Consider the following 17,133-nt stretch of genomic DNA (forward strand, 5'->3'; position numbering starts at 1 on the left):
TTATTGCAAATAATCTTCCCGTACGGGGGTAAAGGTATCCAGCAGGGTGCCGGGTTGAAGACATACGCAGCCGTGCATGACATGCGGCGCTTTGTAGAGCGTATCGCCGGCCCTGACAATATGCTTCTCTTCACCAATGGTGAATTCGAACTCACCGGACAGCACATAGGTTAGCTGTTCATGCGGATGGCTATGCATCGGGCCAATCGCGCCCTGGGCGAAATTCACTTCAACCGCCATCATCTTACCGCTATGGGCCAGGATCCGACGGGTTACGCCGTTACCCAGATCGTCAAGCGTGGTCTCGTTGTGGAAAATAAACATGCTTTCCCTCGTCATAAAATGAAATATTGTTTCATTTAATTTATATCACCTTCTTTTAAAAAGAAACGGCGCGACAAAGAACTGGAAACGCGATCACAAGTTTGCTTCACTGAGATAAACAGAGAAGGAGGGATAATGAAAACAATCGGCCTGCTGGGTGGCATGAGCTGGGAATCGACCATTCCCTACTATCGTTTAATTAATGAAGGGGTGAAGCAGCGCCTCGGGGGACTGCATTCTGCCAGTCTGCTGCTGCACAGCGTGGATTTCCATGAGATTGAAGCGTGCCAGTCGAGCGGTGAATGGGACAAAGCCGGAGAGATACTGGCGCAGGCGGCACTCGGGCTTCAGCGTGCCGGTGCCGAAGGGATTTTGCTCTGTACCAACACGATGCATAAAGTCGCTTCGCACATTGAAGCGCGTTGCCCGCTGCCGTTTTTGCATATTGCGGATGCGACCGGGCGCGCGATTGGCGCGGCGGGGATGCGTCGCGTGGCGCTGCTGGGAACGCGCTACACCATGGAGCAGGATTTTTACCGTGGCCGGTTGAGCAGTGAGTTCGGTATCGAAAGCCTGATCCCGGATGACGCCGACCGGGCGCGCATTAATCAGATTATTTTTGATGAGCTTTGCCTCGGCACCTTCAGTGAGTCTTCCCGGGCGTATTACGTCAGCGTGATTGAACAACTTGCCCGGCAGGGGGCAGAAGGGGTGATCTTCGGCTGTACCGAGATCGGCCTGCTGGTACCGGCTGAGCGAAGCCCGATCCCGGTATTCGACACTGCCGCCATTCATGCTGCCGATGCCGTTGAGTTTATGCTGTCATAACGGATTTTGCCGGTCAGGTAAGCGAAGCGCCACCTCACGCGCATGCTCAATCAAATGCCCGGTAAAGGCGTCAACCAGTGCCGACGCCGGGCGATGCAGGGGGCGGATCAGGCTGACGGTAAACGGGACGGAGAGGCTAAACGGGCGAATCACAATCTCGCTCCCGGCGTAGTCCAGCGCTGTAAGCGGGTTAACCACGGCTACGCCTACCCCGGCCCGTACCATTGCGCATATCGAGGCCGCGCTGTGCGTTTCCACCACCATCCGGCGTTTTACCTGATGTTCGGCAAACAGCGTGTCCAGCAGTTGTCGATAGCTGTCGGTCTGCGACAGGCTAATGTAATTTTCCCCGTGGAAATCAGCGGGGGTCAGCATTGCTTTACTGGCAAGCCGGTGCCCGGCAGGAAGCACGCAAACCTCATCCAGCGTGAGCAGTTCCGTGCGCTCCGTACCTGCAGGGGTGGTGAGGGTTTCGGTTAACCCCAGGTCGTGACGCTGCGCTGAAAGCCACTCTTCCAGCAGCGGAGATTCCTGCGGCACGATAGTGAGACTGACCTCCGGATAGCGGGCCAGAAAAGGCTGCAGCAGCGTCGGTAAAAAGGATTGTGAAAAGACGGGCAGGCAGACAATCGACAGTTCGCCCTGACGAAACTCGCGCAGGCTTTCCGCCGCACTGACAATTCTGTCCAGCCCATACCACGAGCGCTGCACTTCCTCGAACAGACGCAGCCCTTGTACCGTTGGGTGCAGCCGGCCCCGGGTGCGTTCAAACAGTTTCAGTCCCAGCACTTTCTCGAACCGTGCCAGCTCGCGGCTTACCGTAGGCTGCGAGGTGTGCAGCATCTGCGCGGCTTCGGTGAGGTTGCCGGCGGTCATCACGGCGTGAAAAATCTCAATATGGCGTAAGTTGACGGCGGGCATAGGGCACCTGAAAGCGAAGGACTGTCCATATCATTTTTGCATAGACTCGCGATAAAACGATATTTTTTATTCTCTTTCTGCTGTGGCGTAATCATAAAAAAGATGACCACCCGGAGAAGACCATGCCACGCCCGCTTAACCAGACTGACACCGATTTAAATGCCGATAACCTGCTGCGCCTGCCTGCCGAGTTTGGCTGCCCGGTATGGGTCTACGATGCGCAAATCGTTCGCGAGAAGATTGCTGCGCTGCATCAGTTTGACGTGGTGCGTTTTGCCCAGAAGGCGTGCTCCAATATCCATATCCTGCGCCTGATGCGCGAGCAGGGCGTGAAGGTTGACTCCGTGTCGCTGGGTGAAATCGAGCGCGCGCTGGCGGCTGGCTTCGATCCTAAAACCGATCCTGACGCAATTGTCTTTACTGCGGATCTGATCGACGACGCGACGCTTGCCCGCGTGCATGAACTGCAGATCCCGGTTAATGCCGGGTCTGTGGATATGCTGGAACAGCTTGGACAGGTTTCCCCCGGCCACCGCGTCTGGCTACGTGTGAACCCCGGTTTTGGCCATGGTCACAGCCAGAAAACCAACACTGGCGGTGAAAACAGTAAACACGGCATCTGGTATGCCGATATGCCCGCCGCCCTGGAGGTATTACAGCGTTACAACCTGAAGCTGGTGGGCATTCATATGCACATTGGTTCGGGCGTGGATTACGGTCACCTGGAACAGGTGTGCGGCGCGATGGTGCGTCAGGTTATCGACTTTGGGCAGGATCTGGAGGCGATCTCCGCCGGTGGCGGCCTTTCGATTCCTTATCGTGAAGGGGAAGAGGCGATCGATACCGATCACTATTACGGCCTGTGGAGCGCCGCCCGCGACAAAGTGGCCGCGCATGTGGGGCATCCGGTGAAGCTCGAAATTGAACCGGGTCGTTTCCTGGTGGCGGAATCTGGCGTGCTGGTTGCTCAGGTGCGTAGCGTGAAAGAGATGGGATCGCGCCACTTCGTGCTGATTGATGCGGGCTTTAATGACCTGATGCGTCCGTCCATGTATGGCAGCTACCACCATATTTCAGCGCTCGCCGCCGATGGCCGCGATTTAACCGACGCCCCACGTATTGATACGGTTGTCGCAGGCCCGCTGTGTGAATCGGGCGATGTCTTTACCCAGCAGGAAGGGGGTAAAGTAGAAACCCGCGCGCTGCCGGAGGTGAAACCCGGGGATTATCTGGTGCTGCACGATACCGGCGCTTATGGGGCATCGATGTCTTCTAACTACAATAGCCGCCCGCTGCTGCCGGAAGTGCTGTTTGATAACGGCAAGGCACGGCTGATCCGTCGCCGCCAGACCATTCAGGAGCTGCTGGCGCTGGAACTCGTCTGAGTAAAATATGGCCCCGTGGTTACCGAGTCGCGTAGTACCAGCGTACCGGTAAACGGCGGGATCGCTTCTACCGGCTGGTTTTTTGCCAGCCGGATCGCCTGGTCGATGGCCGTGACAATCATATTATCTATCGGCAGATAGACCGATGAGAGCGCAGGCTCCAGCCATTTTGCGCTGGGCGCATCGTCAAAGCCAAACAGTGAAATATCCTGCGGGATCTTCAGCCCTGCCTGGTGCAAGGCTTTGGACGCTCCCAGCGCCATATCATCGTTACAGGCAAACAGGGCGCTAAACGGCACACCGTCAGCAATCAACTCCCTGCACAACTCATACCCCCGCGTCATGCCCGCATCGCCGTACTTAATCCGCCGCTCATCCAGACGAATGCCGTGCTTTTCCAGCGCCTTACGGTAGCCCATCAGGCGGGCTTTACCGGTAGGGGTGTGGATAGGGACGGTAATACAGGCGATCTCCCGGTGGCCCTGGTTTATCAGGTAATCCACGGCCTTAAAGGCGGCATCCTGCTGTTCGAAGAAGACGCAGCGATCGGGAGCCTGGCTGACTTCCCGGTTGATGACCACCAGCGGGGTTTGCACGGAGTGGATCAACTTCATGATCGCTTTTTCGCTCATGTACCGCGTGTAGAGCACAATGGCGTCACACTTGCGATCGGCCAGCATCTGTACCGCCTGTTCTTCCTGTTCCGGCGCGTCATGACCATCGGTGACGATCAACTGCTTCCCGTGCGTTTCGGTCTGCCGGGAGGCCTGCTGAAGGAGGCGGCCAAAGTAAAAGCCATCGAAGGTTGAGACCACCAGACCAATGCTGTTGCTGGTCTGGTTAGCCAGCGAACGCGCGAGAAAATTCGGGCGATACCCCAGCTCTTCCATTGCCGCGAACACCTGCTGACGCGTGCTCTCTTTGACCTGACCTGTGCCGTTCAGCACGCGCGATACCGTGGCTTTTGATACACCCGCGCGCAGTGAGACATCCAGCATTGTTGCCATTAGACATTCCTGATTCCACGTAACGATCTGCAGTTTAACACAGACCATCCGGCGCATAAGCGACGCGGGAAGGGCAAAACGTCCATCACGATCACGCTTTTCAGTAACGATCTGTCAGAACCGAAGAAATTGCTGCAATTGGTATACCAAATTGGTCATAAATCACGATCTGGAATACCGCTGGTGGTGTTGAGAGCTTAATCACAGAACCATTACCCTCATAAAGCTATTTTTGGTATGCCAATAGTATCCGGCTGTACACCTTATTCAATAAAAGCCCTTTTACTGAGGTAATACCCTATGGCATTGCAGGAAAAACTGATCGACGCTCTGGGCAGTTTCGCCACTAAATTCAACAGTTATCGCTATATCATGGCGATCAAGTCAGCCTTCATTACCTTAATGCCGGTCATCATCGTTGGGGCGTTCTCTGTGCTGATCTCCAATATGGTGCTGGATCCGAAAAACGGCCTGGCGAGCTTCTCTTCGCTGTCGTTCCTCGCCGCGCTAAAGCCGATCACCAGCGCGCTGAATTACGCCACGCTGAACTTCCTCAACATTGGCGCGGTATTCCTGATTGGCATTGAGCTGGGGCGCATCAACGGTATCAAATCCCTTTTCCCGGGGCTGCTGGCGGTGATCTGTTTTATTTGCGTGACGCCCACCACCGTAGAGATGCTGGTGGATGGCGAAATGCACGTGGTGAAAGATGTGCTGCTGCGCCAGTTCTCAGATACCCGCAGCCTGTTCCTCGGCATGTTTATCGCCATTCTGTCCGTTGAAATCTACTGCTGGCTGGAGAACCGCCCGGGGCTGAAGATCCGAATGCCGGACACCGTGCCGCCTAACGTGGCCGCGTCGTTCTCCGCGCTGATCCCGGCGATTATTACCACCACTGCCATTGCCACGCTGGGGTTTGTGTTTCATCAGATCACCGGGATGTATCTCTACGACGCGGTGTATCAGGTGGTGCAACAGCCGCTGGAGCGGGTGGTGCAAAGTCTGCCTGGGATCCTGCTGCTGATGTTCGTTGCACAGCTTTTCTGGGTGATTGGTATCCACGGCAACCAGATGATCAAGCCGATCCGCGAGCCGCTGCTGCTGGGGGCGATCACCGTCAACATGAGCGCGTTTGAGCAGGGTAAAGAGGTGCCGAACATCATCACCATGCCGTTCTGGGATGTATATATGAGCATCGGCGGTTCGGGCCTGACTATCGGCCTGCTGATCGCGGTGATGATTGCCACCAAACGCAAAGAGATGAAAGAGATCGCCAAGCTTTCCATCGGCCCGGGGATTTTTAATATCAACGAGCCGGTGATCTTCGGTATGCCAATCATGCTTAACCCGATCCTCGCCATTCCCTTCATTATCACTCCACTGGTGACGGGCTCCATCGGCTACTTCGCCACCGTGACCGGGTTTGCCGGTAAAGCGGTGGTGATGGTGCCGTGGACGACGCCGCCGCTGATCAACGCCTGGCTCTCTACGGCAGGTTCGATGGGGGCGGTGATCACCCAGCTCATCTGCATTGTGACGGCGGTGATTATCTATCTGCCGTTTGTGAAAATCGCTTCACGCCGCGCAGAGCAGGCCGCGCTGCAGCAGGCCACTGACAACCCGTGAGGATGCGATGAGCACAAAACAGATAGCCATACCGCAGGATTTTATTCTCGGCGCGGCCGCATCGGCCTGGCAGACCGAAGGCTGGAGCGGTAAAAAGCCGGGGCAGGATTCATGGATCGATCTCTGGTACAAGAATGACCGTCACGTCTGGCACAACGGCTATGGCCCGGCGGTGGCGACCGATTTTATCAACCGTTTTCGCGAGGATGTGGCCCTGATGAAGCAGGCGGGGCTGACGCACTACCGCACCTCGATTAACTGGTCACGCTTTTTAACCGACTACGAAAACGCGACGGTGGATGAAGAGTACGCTGCCTACTACGACGCGCTGTTCGATGAGATGCACCGTCAGGGCATTGAGCCGATGATCTGCCTCGAACATTACGAACTGCCGGGCGTGCTGCTGGATACCTACGGCGGCTGGGCGTCAAAGCATGTGGTTGAGCTGTTTGTCCTCTATGCGGAAAAGGTCTTTGCACGCTACCACGGTAAAGTGACCCGCTGGTTTACCTTCAACGAGCCGATTGTCGTCCAGACCCGCGTGTTTCTGGACGCGCTGCGTTGGCCATATGAGCAGAACACCGGCACGTGGATGCAGTGGAATCACCATAAGGTGCTGGCGACGGCAAAGGTGGTGAAGCTGTTTCGCGAGAAAGACCATCGCGGTTCTGTGGGCTGTATTCTCAACCCTGAAGTGACCTATCCCCGCTCCCGCGCACCGCATGACGTGCGGGCCGCTGAGATGTATGACCTGTTCTACAACCGTGTCTTCCTCGACCCGCTGGTCCAAGGGGGCTATCCCGCAGAGCTTTTTACCCTGCTGGAGCAGCATCAGGTTGAGTGGGAGTACACCGCGGACGAGCTGGCGTTGATTGCGGATAACACCGTCGACGAACTGGGGATTAACCTCTACTACCCGCACCGTGTGAAGGCACCTTCCCGCGCCTGGCATCCGGACACGCCATTCCACCCGGCATACTACTACGAGCCGTTTGAACTGCCGGGGCGGCGCATGAACCACTCCCGCGGCTGGGAGATCTACCCGCGCATTATTTACGACATGGCGATGCGGATTAAAAAAGACTATCGCAATATCGACTGGTTTGTGGCGGAAAGCGGAATGGGAGTGGAAAACGAAGCGCAATTTCGCAATCGCGATGGGATTATCGACGACACTTACCGCATCGATTTCATCAGCGAACACCTCTACTACACGCTGCTGGCGCGGGAGGAGGGGGCGAACTGCCATGGCTATATGCTGTGGGCATTTACCGACAACGTCTCGCCGATGAACGCGTTTAAAAACCGCTACGGGTTGATTGAGATCGATCTGGATAACCAGCGTGCCCGACGAGCAAAAAAATCAGCCTTCTGGTTCCGGCAGCTACGCGATACGCGGAGGCTCACGCTTCAGGTTGATGATGAATGGAAGTAGGCGAAAAGCATGCCGGTTCTGGTAAAATAGCGCACAAACTGGCCGGGAGGACGCCCGGTCTGCGCATTAACTGAAAAAACAGGTGAAAACGTGGATAAGGCTGTCATCCTGCCGGAAAAAAAACAGTACCAGGAAATTGGCGAGGATTTACGGGCGCAGATTATCCAGGGGCACTATCCCGTTGGTTCGCGCCTTCCTCCTGAGCGCAATATTGCCGAGAAGTACGGCGTAAGCCGCACCATCGTGCGTGAGGCCTTACTGATGCTGGAGTTGCAGGGCACGGTGGATATTCGCCAGGGCTCCGGTGTTTATGTGATGCGCATCCCCGAAGAGCATGAAAACGAAGAAGAGCGTTTTCTCAATAGCGACGTGGGGCCGTTTGAGATTTTACAGGCCCGTCAGCTCCTCGAAAGCAATATTGCCGCGTTTGCCGCCAAAATGGCGACCCGTGCAGACATCGACAATCTGCGCCGTATTATCGAGCAGGAGCAACGCGCGATTGCCGCCGACGATAATAGTCAGGACAACAATAAGATGTTCCATCTGGTCCTGGCGGGCGCGACGCAAAATCAGATGCTGCTGGCGACGGTGGAGAGTATCTGGCATCACATGGACAGCAGTCCGCTGTGGCAGCAGTTTAATGGCCACATCGCCAGCCGCGCGTACCGCCTGAAATGGCTGGGTGACCGGCAAACCATCCTGGCCGCGCTGCGCCGCCGTGACGTCATGGGCGCCTGGCAGGCAATGTTCCAGCATCTGGAAAACGTGAAAAAAAGCTTACTTGAACTCTCAGACGAAGACGCGCCGGACTTTGACGGCTATCTCTTTGAATCTGTGCCTATTTTCCAGGGGAAGCTGGTATGACTATTCTGCCGCTCTACGCCGCACCGCAGTATGCGGAGCAGGTGACCGACTGGATCTGGCAGGCCTTTGGCGACGGTCTGCCCCGGGCGTTTTTCCACAGTATTGTTGAGCACAGTCAGACGCCGGGCGCATTACCGCTGACCTTTATTGCCCTGGAGAACGAACAGCTTGTAGGCACCGTAGGGCTCTGGCGCTGCGATCTGATTACCCGACAGGATCTTTGCCCCTGGCTGGCAGCCCTGTATGTGGATGACGCGGCGCGAGGCAAGGGGCTGGCGGGGCTGCTGCAAAAGCATGTTATCCACTATGCCGCACAGGCCGGGTATGACACGTTGCATCTCTGGTCTGCCTGCCGTGACTTCTACGAACGTTACGGCTGGCAGTATATCGGCGATGCGCTGGAGTACCCGGACAAAACGGTACATCTCTATCGCTATTCGTCCGGGGCTTCGGCGGGTGCCCCAACAGAGTGACGGCGCACTAACGTTGGACTAAACAGGTGGGTGATTTCCGGTGGCTGACGCTGCTCGGCGAGTGCTAACGCCAGCTCGGCCGCCTGCGTGGCCATGGTGATAATGGGGTAGCGGACGGTGGTCAGGCGAGGGCGCACGTAGCGGGAGACCAGCACATCATCGAAGCCAAAAAGGGAAATTTCTCCCGGCACCTCAATCCCGTTGTCATTTAACACCCCCATAGCTCCGGCTGCCATTGAGTCGTTATAGCTGGCGACAGCGGTGAAGTTCCTTCCACGTCCTAACAGCTCTGTCATTGCCTGTTCGCCGCCGCTCTCGTCGGGTTCACCGTAAGCCACCAGCCGGTCATTGCACGGCAGACCGTTTTCGCGCAGGGCATCGTAATACCCCTGCAGGCGATCTTCGGCATCGGAAATGGGGTGGTTTGAGCAGAGATAACCAATGCGGGTGTGACCCTGTTGAATCAGATGGCGGGTGGCAAGCCAGGCACCGTAGCGGTCGTCGAGCGCCACGCAGCGTTTCTCAAACCCGGGAATAATCCGGTTGATGATCACCATGCCGGGGATCTGCTTCATCAGATGAATGAGTTCGGCGTCGGGGATCATTTTGGCATGGACAACCAGCGCCGCGCAGCGGTGGCGGATCAGTTGCTCGATAGCCTGGCGTTCTTTTTGTTCATTGTGATAGCCATTGCCGATCAGCAAAAAATTCCCGGTCTGATAAGAAACCTGCTCAACCGCTTTCACCATGGCGCCGAAAAAGGGGTCAGAGACATCACCCACAACCAGCCCGATGGTTTCGGTTGACTGTTGAGCGAGCGCACGGGCGTTAGCATTAGGATGGTAGTTCAGAGATTCCATGGCGTTTTGCACCGCCTGGCGTGATGCGTCACTGGCTTTTGGGGAGTCGTTGATCACGCGCGACACGGTCGCGACGGAAACACCTGCCAGACGGGCCACATCCTTTATTGTCGCCATTCATTACCTTCTTAGTGGGGGTAAGCGTTTACACGCCAATAAGTGTTGCGGAAAAGCGCCGTGCATTCAAGGGGGGCGCACTTTCCCTCTCCACAAACGTGACGCAGCACAACCCCGGCGGTGTAATCGTTACACGGCCAGACATGTCGGAATAATGTCAATCTGAACCTTTAGTTACACTTTGCCTCAGGCTGTTGCGATTGTCCGATAGCGGGAAAGAAGACGACATTGATAAAGTTGAGATCCCAGAGGTATTGATTGGTGAGATTTCTTAGTACGGTTTCGTACTCATCTCTTGCACCAACCTGCGCGGATGCGCAGGTTTTTTTTCGCCTCTATTTTTGCTGTCGCTCCTGTACCACTTCTCGTGTAATCTGCCACCATTTACTTACCCTTCACACTGGCTGGCAAAGGGAGTTGAGATGCTTTTTGGGTTCTTTCGCACACTGTTCCGTATCCTCTTTCGCGTCCGCTTAACGGGCGATGCAACGGCGCTCCGCGGCGAGCGCGTACTTATCACACCAAACCATGTTTCCTTTATCGACGGCATCCTGCTGGCGCTGTTTCTGCCTGTGCGCCCGGTGTTTGCGGTCTATACCTCCATTAGTCAGCAGTGGTACATGCGCTGGCTCACCCCGCTGATTGATTTTGTGCCGCTCGACCCGACAAAACCGATGATGATTAAACATCTGGTACGTCTGGTTGAGCAGGGACGTCCGGTGGTGATTTTCCCGGAAGGGCGGATCTCGGTCACCGGCTCGCTGATGAAAATCTACGACGGGGCAGGGTTTGTGGCGGCGAAGTCAAAAGCGACCGTTGTGCCACTGCGTATTGAAGGGGCGGAGCTCACCCATTTCAGTCGTCTGAAAGGGTTAGTGAAGCAGCGCCTGTTCCCGAAAATTACCCTGCATATTCTGCCGCCAACCTCATTACCGATGCCCGACGCGCCGCGTGCGCGCGACCGCCGTAAAATCGCCGGTGAAATGCTGCACCAGATCATGATGGAAGCGCGGATGGCCGTCCGCCCGCGCGAAACGCTCTATGAGTCTCTGCTGTCGGCGCAGTACCGCTATGGCGCGAAGAAAAACTGCATTGAAGACATTAACTTCACCCCGGACACCTATCGCAAGCTGCTGACCAAAACCCTGTTCGTGGGACGTATTCTTGAGAAATATAGCCAGAAAGGCGAGAAGATTGGCCTGATGCTGCCGAACGCCGGGATCAGCGCGGCGGTGATTTTTGGCGCGGTTTCCCGGGGCCGTATCCCGGCGATGATGAACTACACGGCGGGCGTAAAAGGGCTGACCAGCGCCATCACCGCGGCTCAAATCAATACCGTTTTCACCTCGCGCCAGTTCCTCGATAAAGGCAAGCTGTGGCACCTGCCGGAGCAGCTGACGCAGGTACGCTGGGTCTTCCTGGAAGATCTGAAAGCGGATGTGACGACGGGTGACAAGCTGTGGATTTTCGCTCACCTGCTGATGCCGCGTCTGGCCCAGGTCAAACAGCAGCCGGAAGATGACGCCATTATCCTCTTTACCTCTGGCTCAGAGGGAAACCCGAAAGGGGTGGTTCACAGTCACAAGAGCATTCTGGCAAACGTGGAGCAGATTAAAAGTATTGCTGACTTTACCGCCAATGACCGGTTCATGTCGGCGCTGCCGCTGTTCCACTCCTTTGGTCTGACAGTGGGGCTTTTTACCCCGCTGTTGACCGGTGCCGAAGTGTTCCTTTACCCAAGCCCGCTCCATTATCGCATTGTGCCGGAGCTGGTGTATGACCGTAACTGCACCGTGCTGTTTGGCACCTCAACCTTCCTCGGTAATTACGCGCGCTTTGCCAATCCGTATGACTTTTACCGCGTGCGCTATGTGGTGGCCGGGGCGGAAAAACTGCAGGAGAGCACGCGCCAGATTTGGCAGGACAAGTTTGGTCTGCGCATTCTTGAAGGCTATGGCGTTACTGAGTGCGCGCCGGTGGTCTCGATCAACGTGCCGATGGCGGCGAAGCCGGGGACGGTGGGCCGTATTTTGCCGGGAATGGATGCGCGTCTGCTGGCGGTACCTGGCATTGAGGACGGTGGCCGTCTGCAACTCAAGGGGCCAAACGTGATGAACGGTTATCTGCGAGTGGAAAATCCGGGCGTGCTGGAAGTGCCGACGGCGGAAAACGTCAATGGCGAGAGTGAGACGGGCTGGTATGACACCGGAGATATTGTCCGTTTCGATGAACAGGGCTTCGTGCAGATCCAGGGCCGGGCTAAACGCTTCGCCAAAATTGCGGGTGAGATGGTCTCGCTGGAGATGGTTGAGCAACTGGCGACAGCGGTATCCGCTGACAAGCTGCATGCTACGGTTGTGAAGAGCGATGCCAGCAAAGGCGAAGCGCTGGTGTTGTTCACCACCGACAGCGAACTGAAACGCGACCGGTTGCTACAGCATGCGCGTGAACATGGCATTCCTGAGCTGGCGGTACCGCGCGATATTCGTTACCTGAAGCAGCTTCCGGTGCTGGGCAGCGGGAAGCCTGATTTCGTGACCCTGAAGGGTATGGTTGACGAGGCGGAACAGCAAAATGCGTGAGTCAGTACACACTAACACTTCACTCTGGTCGAAGGGCATGATGGCGGTCATTGCCGCCCAGTTTCTCTCTGCCTTCGGTGACAATGCGTTACTGTTTGCCACCCTGGCATTGCTGAAGGCCGAGTTTTATCCAGACTGGAGCCAGCCCATCCTGCAGATGGTGTTTGTGGGTGCTTACATTATTTTCGCTCCGTTTGTCGGACAGGTGGCGGACAGCTTCCCGAAAGGCCGGGTGATGATGTTTGCGAACGGCCTGAAACTGCTGGGCGCCGCCAGTATTTGTTTTGGTATTAACCCGTTTATCGGCTACACGCTGGTGGGCATTGGCGCAGCGGCGTACTCCCCGGCGAAGTATGGCATCCTGGGGGAACTCACGACCGGCGATAAGCTGGTGAAAGCCAACGGGCTGATGGAGTCCTCTACCATTGCGGCGATCCTGCTCGGCTCTGTCGCAGGGGGCGTACTGGCTGACTGGCATGTGCTGGCGGCGCTGAGCGTGTGTGCAGTAGTTTATGGCGGGGCGGTGGTAGCCAACCTGTTTATTCCAAAATTGCCGGTGGCTCGCCCGGGGCAATCTTGGCGCTTTACGCCTATGACAGGCAGTTTCTTCAACGCCTGCCGCGTGCTATGGCGTAACGGTGAAACGCGCTTCTCCCTGATGGGCACCAGCATGTTCTGGGGCGCAGGCGTCACGCTGCGTTTTCTGCTGGTGCTGTGGGTGCCGGTGGCGCTGGGGATTACTGACAATGCGACACCGACTTATCTTAACGCAATGGTGGCGATTGGGATTGTCGTTGGGGCTGGCGCGGCGGCGAAGCTGGTGACGCTTGAGACCGTTGCACGCTGCATGCCTGCGGGGATCCTGATTGGCGTGGTGGTGCTTATCTTCTCGCTGCAGCACGCCTTGCTACCCGCCTACGCGCTGCTTGTCCTGATTGGTATTCTGGGGGGCTTTTTCGTTGTGCCGCTCAATGCGCTGTTGCAGGAACGCGGCAAGCAGACCGTCGGCGCAGGGAATGCCATTGCAGTGCAAAATCTCGGTGAAAACCTGGCGATGCTGTTAATGCTGGGGCTCTATTCGCTGGCCGTTAAAGTCGGTGTGCCGGTGGTGGGGATTGGCGTAGGATTCGGTGCGCTGTTTGCGCTGGCGATTACAGGATTATGGCTCTGGCAGCGTCGCCGTTGATAAGAGCGGCCTGACGCCCTCACCACGGCCTTCTCCTACGGGAGAGGGCGCAAACATTAAAAACGGCAACCAGGTTGCCGTTTGCTTTTATCACGGTGCCGGGTAGGTGTATACCTGATGCACCGCTTCAATCTCTGCTAATACCTCTTCACTTAGATTCAGATGGAAACTCTCGATATTCGTTTTCAGCTGTTCCATGGTCGTTGCGCCCAGCAGAGTGCTGGCAACAAACGGCTGACGACGCACGAAGGCCAGGGCCATCTGAGCTGGATCAAGACCGTGACGTTTCGCGATATCCACATAGGCCGCCACGGCTTTTTGTGTCTGCTCACCGCTGTAGCGGGTAAAGCGGCTGAACAAGGTGTTACGCGCTCCGGCAGGTTTCGCGCCGTTCAGGTATTTCCCTGTCAACGTACCAAAGCCCAGACATGAATAGGCGAGCAATTCCACCTCTTCGTATTGCGTCACTTCGGCCAGACCCACTTCATAGCTGCGGTTGAGCAGGCTGTATGGGTTCTGGATGGTGACGATGCGGGGCAGGTCATGTTTGTCCGCCAGGTGCAGATAGCGCATCACGCCAAAGGCCGTTTCGTTAGAGACACCGATGTAGCGGATTTTTCCCGCTCGCTGGCATTCGGCCAGGGCTTCCAGCGTTTCCAGTAGCGTAACGGCCGGGGCGCTCTCATTCCAGCTATAGCCCAGCTTTCCAAAGCAGTTGGTGGGGCGCTGCGGCCAGTGAACCTGATAGAGATCGAGATAGTCGGTTTGCAGGCGCTTCAGGCTGGCATCCAGCGCGGCGCGGATATTTTTGCGATCGAGGATCTGGTTTGGACGGATCCCGGCATCGTTGTTGCGTGCGGGGCCGCTGACTTTTGACGCAACAACCAGCTTTTCGCGATTCCCGCGTTTGGCGAGCCAGTTGCCGACGTAGGTTTCGGTAAGCCCCTGCGTTTCCGGACGAGGCGGTACAGGGTACATCTCAGCAACATCAATCAGGTTAATGCCCTGGCTGACGGCATAATCGAGTTGTGCATGGGCATCGGCTTCGCTGTTTTGTTCACCAAATGTCATCGTGCCCAACCCCAGTTGGCTTATTTCCAGAGCGCTGTGGGGGATACGGTGATAATGCATAGCCGGCTTCCTTCATTAGAAATACAGACCACGTCAGGAACCTCCCGACAAAGGAATATAAACATGGCAGAGGGGAAGCAAAAGGGGAAGAAAAAAATCAAAAAGGCCAGCAAGCCACTGACCTTTATCTGTTTATCGCTCGATAATCTGCGAAACTTCGTCGCGATTGATCTGCATTTTATTACCCTGCTGGTCATGGTAGCTGACCAGGCCAGTATCATCGTCGACTTCAGGTTTACCGTCGGTCAGGATCATCCGGCCATCTTTCGTCGCCATAACGTAATCGCTGCTACAGCCCGATACCGCAAACGCTAAACCCACTGCTGAAATCAACACTGCCCATTTTTTCATCGTTATCGTCCTCACCTGGCTCGTATCAAATCATAGTGTAGTATTAACCTGATATATCGAAAGGAGAAAGGGGGAAAATCTTAAATCCCCGTCGATTATGTTTGATAGTTCGCAAAATGAGTAAAAAACTATGTTTTCAGTAAGAAATAGCGAGCCAGCAGCGCACCTGTGAAGTTCTTTTTGAGATAAAAGCCGCGCGGCAACGTGAGTATCGGTTCGCCCTTGGCGCCAATAGCCTCGGTGAGGGCTTTGCTGTTGGCCGCTTTCGGACGCAGCTGTAAAACTTCTCCGTGTCGGGCCGTGATGCGCTCTACCTGTCCAAGGACGATCATATCCATCAGCTCTTCCCAGTCCAGCCTTAGCTGCCGCTCTTCATCTTCATCGGGACTCCAGAGCAGCGGCGCGCCTACCCGGCGTTCAGCCAGCGGGATCTGGCGTTCACCCTCAACCGGAACCCAGAGCACGCGCTTGAGTTTATGGCGAACATGGCTGGTTTCCCACGTCACGCCGGTATTCCCGGTTAACGGCGCCACGCAGACAAAGGTGGTTTCAAGGGGCTTTCCCAGACGGTCTATGGGGATGGTTTTTAGCTCAACGCCCAGAGCCGCAAAATCCTGCTCGGGTTTACTCCCCGCACTAGCCCCCAGCCACAGCTCAAGCAACATGCCGATCCAGCCCTTATCCCGTTTCAGATCCTTTGGGATCGGCAACCCTGCCATCGCTGCCAGTTCGCCAAGCGAAAAGCCCGCCAGACGCTGCGCCTGCCCAAGCAACTGGGCTTCGCTTGTTGGCGGAGAAAGCATGGGTGAAAGCGCAAGCATGACGGCAACCTTTTGATTAAAAAATAAACTAAGAAACTATCCCCTGTGGATAGAGTTTAACTTTTTCTGTACGAATATGCCATGTGCATGATTTTTAGGTTTTTTTAGTCATGAAAGACCGTTCTTTATGAAACGAAAAACGGGTTGTTCAATTCTGGTCACTGACAATAAACAGGATCTTACACCATGTTATCCACAGAAAAGTGGGATAACTGGGAATAACCCTGACTACTGTTTCAATTTACAGCCTTGACGTGCGACGAAAATCGAATTTTCACACAAATTGTGCCTAACTTATTGGCACAATCTGTGGATAAAACCGACGCTGTTCGATCTTTCATCAGCATAACGATCACAGGTGTGATGATCGTCACGTAATTCTTTCCTGGGGCGCTAAAAACAGAGCTAATTAAATGAATATTATAGGAATGTTTTCAGCGGGTGACACGGTGTAGCGAAGGGCTCTTCAGGTTGTTCATCGGTAATTCCACACTTCTTCACAACTATATCCACAGAAAAGGTGAATAAAATTGCCCTTGTTGCCGCTTATCTGTTTATAACTCTGCGCATATTTGTGAGTTATTCAAATGTTATTAGGTTGCAGGCCTGTAAGAGAGTGGTTTACCGCCTCCCTGTAGTGTGAAACAATCATTCATATATCAGATTTAGTTTGGGGTAGTCCGGTGATTGATGACGATGGCTACCGCCCGAACGTAGGAATAGTAATTTGTAATCGTCAGGGCCAGGTGATGTGGGCCCGGCGATATGGTCAGCACTCCTGGCAGTTTCCGCAAGGCGGGATCAACCCAGGGGAGTCCCCAGAACAAGCGATGTACCGGGAGCTGTTTGAAGAGGTCGGTTTAAGCCGAAAAGATGTTCGCATCCTGGCTTCGACCCGCAACTGGTTGCGTTACAAGTTACCGAAACGTTTGGTGCGTTGGGACACAAAGCCGGTTTGTATCGGCCAGAAACAGAAGTGGTTTCTGTTGCAATTGGTGGGCAACGATTCAGATATCAATATGCAAACCAGCAGTACGCCGGAGTTTGATGGCTGGCGCTGGGTGAGTTACTGGTATCCTGTTCGTCAGGTCGTGTCATTTAAACGCGATGTTTACCGTAGGGTGATGAAAGAGTTCGCAAGTGTTGTCATGCAGCTTCAGGAGATCCCGCCTAAGCCGCAGAGCGCACCTGCCTGGCGACGTAAAAGAGGTTAAGCTACGCA

At 55.4% G+C, this 17,133-nt stretch carries 16 protein-coding genes and 1 pseudogene; 9 read left to right on the top strand and 8 right to left on the bottom strand.

Going from position 1 to position 17,133, the window contains the following annotated elements; translation table 11 throughout:
- Window positions 1-324 carry a cupin domain-containing protein gene (locus tag ACOTX3_RS13270; protein ID WP_048970635.1) on the bottom strand — a complete coding sequence of 108 codons (324 nt, stop codon included), beginning with the start codon at window positions 322-324 and terminating at the stop codon, window positions 1-3.
- A 135-nt stretch (window positions 325-459) separates the two neighbouring features.
- Between ACOTX3_RS13270 and ACOTX3_RS13275 the strand changes: the two genes are divergently transcribed.
- Window positions 460-1,152: an aspartate/glutamate racemase gene (locus ACOTX3_RS13275; RefSeq protein WP_013098567.1), complete on the top strand. Its 693-nt coding sequence runs from the start codon at window positions 460-462 to the stop codon at window positions 1,150-1,152.
- On the opposite strand, the gene ACOTX3_RS13280 is transcribed toward ACOTX3_RS13275, so the two are convergent.
- Complete coding sequence (locus ACOTX3_RS13280) at window positions 1,147-2,073, bottom strand: LysR family transcriptional regulator (RefSeq protein ID WP_020689348.1); 927 nt, start codon at window positions 2,071-2,073, stop codon at window positions 1,147-1,149. The genes ACOTX3_RS13275 and ACOTX3_RS13280 overlap by 6 nt on opposite strands.
- 122 nt (window positions 2,074-2,195) lie before the next feature.
- Here ACOTX3_RS13280 and lysA point away from each other — a divergent pair, with 122 nt between their 5' ends.
- A complete protein-coding gene (gene lysA, locus ACOTX3_RS13285; RefSeq protein ID WP_040021662.1) occupies window positions 2,196-3,458 on the top strand; it encodes a diaminopimelate decarboxylase in 1,263 nt (420 codons plus the stop codon).
- Here the strand turns inward: lysA and ACOTX3_RS13290 are convergent.
- Window positions 3,428-4,465 (bottom strand): LacI family DNA-binding transcriptional regulator, encoded by a 1,038-nt coding sequence (locus ACOTX3_RS13290; protein WP_023620433.1) that lies wholly within the window; start codon window positions 4,463-4,465, stop codon window positions 3,428-3,430. The genes lysA and ACOTX3_RS13290 overlap by 31 nt on opposite strands.
- Window positions 4,466-4,765: 300 nt before the next feature.
- Here ACOTX3_RS13290 and ACOTX3_RS13295 point away from each other — a divergent pair, with 300 nt between their 5' ends.
- The 4 genes from ACOTX3_RS13295 (at window position 4,766) to ACOTX3_RS13310 (ending at window position 8,863) form a co-directional block, all read left to right on the top strand.
- The gene (locus ACOTX3_RS13295) at window positions 4,766-6,091 is read left to right on the top strand and encodes a PTS sugar transporter subunit IIC (protein ID WP_013098563.1); all 1,326 of its coding nucleotides are present in this window, start codon (window positions 4,766-4,768) and stop codon (window positions 6,089-6,091) included.
- Window positions 6,092-6,098: 7 nt separating this feature from the next.
- Window positions 6,099-7,526, top strand: a complete 1,428-nt coding sequence (locus ACOTX3_RS13300) for a glycoside hydrolase family 1 protein (RefSeq protein WP_048970632.1) — start codon at window positions 6,099-6,101, stop codon at window positions 7,524-7,526.
- A gap of 90 nt (window positions 7,527-7,616) precedes the next feature.
- Window positions 7,617-8,390 carry a GntR family transcriptional regulator gene (locus ACOTX3_RS13305; protein WP_013098561.1) on the top strand — a complete coding sequence of 258 codons (774 nt, stop codon included), beginning with the start codon at window positions 7,617-7,619 and terminating at the stop codon, window positions 8,388-8,390.
- Entirely contained in the window at window positions 8,387-8,863 is a 477-nt protein-coding gene (locus ACOTX3_RS13310; protein WP_040021659.1) for a GNAT family N-acetyltransferase, read from the top strand. The genes ACOTX3_RS13305 and ACOTX3_RS13310 overlap by 4 nt, the downstream gene beginning before the upstream one ends.
- On the opposite strand, the gene galR is transcribed toward ACOTX3_RS13310, so the two are convergent.
- Window positions 8,824-9,840, bottom strand: a complete 1,017-nt coding sequence (gene galR, locus ACOTX3_RS13315; protein WP_127869223.1) for an HTH-type transcriptional regulator GalR — start codon at window positions 9,838-9,840, stop codon at window positions 8,824-8,826. The two genes, ACOTX3_RS13310 and galR, sit on opposite strands and share 40 nt — an antisense overlap.
- 422 nt (window positions 9,841-10,262) lie before the next feature.
- On the opposite strand from galR, the gene aas reads away from it, so the two are divergent.
- Both aas and lplT read left to right on the top strand, forming a co-directional pair.
- Window positions 10,263-12,422: a bifunctional acyl-ACP--phospholipid O-acyltransferase/long-chain-fatty-acid--ACP ligase gene (aas, locus tag ACOTX3_RS13320; protein ID WP_038420521.1), complete on the top strand. Its 2,160-nt coding sequence runs from the start codon at window positions 10,263-10,265 to the stop codon at window positions 12,420-12,422.
- Entirely contained in the window at window positions 12,415-13,608 is a 1,194-nt protein-coding gene (lplT, locus tag ACOTX3_RS13325) for a lysophospholipid transporter LplT (protein WP_023620430.1), read from the top strand. The genes aas and lplT overlap by 8 nt, the downstream gene beginning before the upstream one ends.
- 90 nt (window positions 13,609-13,698) lie before the next feature.
- On the opposite strand, the gene ACOTX3_RS13330 is transcribed toward lplT, so the two are convergent.
- The 4 genes and pseudogenes from ACOTX3_RS13330 to ACOTX3_RS13345 all read right to left on the bottom strand — a co-directional run.
- Complete coding sequence (locus ACOTX3_RS13330) at window positions 13,699-14,739, bottom strand: NADP(H)-dependent aldo-keto reductase (protein ID WP_013098556.1); 1,041 nt, start codon at window positions 14,737-14,739, stop codon at window positions 13,699-13,701.
- A gap of 132 nt (window positions 14,740-14,871) precedes the next feature.
- On the bottom strand, window positions 14,872-15,090 hold the full coding sequence (locus ACOTX3_RS13335) for a YgdI/YgdR family lipoprotein (protein ID WP_013098555.1): 219 nt from the start codon (window positions 15,088-15,090) through the stop codon (window positions 14,872-14,874).
- A gap of 128 nt (window positions 15,091-15,218) precedes the next feature.
- On the bottom strand, window positions 15,219-15,911 hold the full coding sequence (gene mutH / locus ACOTX3_RS13340; protein WP_127869224.1) for a DNA mismatch repair endonuclease MutH: 693 nt from the start codon (window positions 15,909-15,911) through the stop codon (window positions 15,219-15,221).
- Between the two features lie 154 nt (window positions 15,912-16,065).
- Window positions 16,066-16,152: pseudogene (locus ACOTX3_RS13345) on the bottom strand (hypothetical protein); the annotation flags it as partial.
- A gap of 442 nt (window positions 16,153-16,594) precedes the next feature.
- Here ACOTX3_RS13345 and rppH point away from each other — a divergent pair.
- Window positions 16,595-17,125 carry an RNA pyrophosphohydrolase gene (gene rppH, locus ACOTX3_RS13350; protein ID WP_013098553.1) on the top strand — a complete coding sequence of 177 codons (531 nt, stop codon included), beginning with the start codon at window positions 16,595-16,597 and terminating at the stop codon, window positions 17,123-17,125.
- Window positions 17,126-17,133: the final 8 nt, after the last annotated feature.

The organism is Enterobacter cloacae complex sp. IR5384 (genome assembly GCF_049237265.1).
GTDB lineage: Bacteria > Pseudomonadota > Gammaproteobacteria > Enterobacterales > Enterobacteriaceae > Enterobacter > Enterobacter cloacae.